Below are 825 nucleotides of genomic sequence, written 5' to 3'. Positions count from 1 at the left end.
TGCAACTGCGTTGTATCAACGGGAAACCGTTGAACGGATGACACGTCACTTTATTCGCTTAGCCGAAGCCGTGGCGGCAAACCCGGATGCGAAGCTGGGTGAGCTGGAACTGATTACGGCGGAAGAAACCGAACAGATTCTGAAGGTGTTCAATGATCCGAACGCGCACAGCGTGCGTGGAACACTGCAAGGTCTGTCACTCAGCGAGCGTTTTGAAGAACAAGCGAAGGACTACCCTGAGCGGATAGCCGTTGTGTCTGGCGATATAGCGCTAACCTACGCTGAGCTGAATGAGCAGGCGAACCGGTTGGCCCGTGTGCTACGGGCGAAAGGTGTTGAAGCAGATCAACCGGTAGGCGTACTGCTGGAACGTTCTGCGGATATTCTGGTGAGCATTCTGGGGGTACTGAAGGCCGGAGGTGCGTATGTGCCAATGGATACGATGTATCCACAGGAGCGTATTGACTATATGCTTCAAGACAGTGGGGCCAAGGTCGTGATCACCAGCAGAGTTGCCAACCTGTCACTCGAACTGCCATCGACAGTACAAGCTATCGTTCTTGACGATGAGGGCGTTCAAGCTCAATGGGGAGCACAGGATGCGAGCAACCTGATCTCTGTCGCTGGCCCGCACAACCTGGCCTATATGATTTACACCTCAGGTACAACCGGTCAGCCGAAAGGGGTCATGATTGAGCAAGGCAGTGTCGGCAATCTGGTAGACGCTTTATATGAGCGAGTGTACAGTCGGTATGATCAGCCGCTTCACATCGCATGGCTGTCCGCATTTGTATTTGACGCTTCGGTGAAGCAAATCTTTGCCAG

1 protein-coding gene is annotated in these 825 nt (G+C 53.5%); it reads left to right on the top strand.

The annotated features are described in order from the left end of the window. The coding region (locus HFE01_RS26385) for an AMP-binding protein (RefSeq protein ID WP_167442902.1) at positions 1 to 825 on the top strand (825 nt) is incomplete at both ends.

This window comes from Paenibacillus sp. EKM10P (assembly GCF_011800655.1).
In the GTDB taxonomy this organism is placed as follows: Bacteria; Bacillota; Bacilli; order Paenibacillales; family Paenibacillaceae; genus Paenibacillus; species Paenibacillus polymyxa.
Note: the sequence above shows the minus strand (reverse complement) of the source record. Positions and strands in the feature narration are given on the sequence as shown.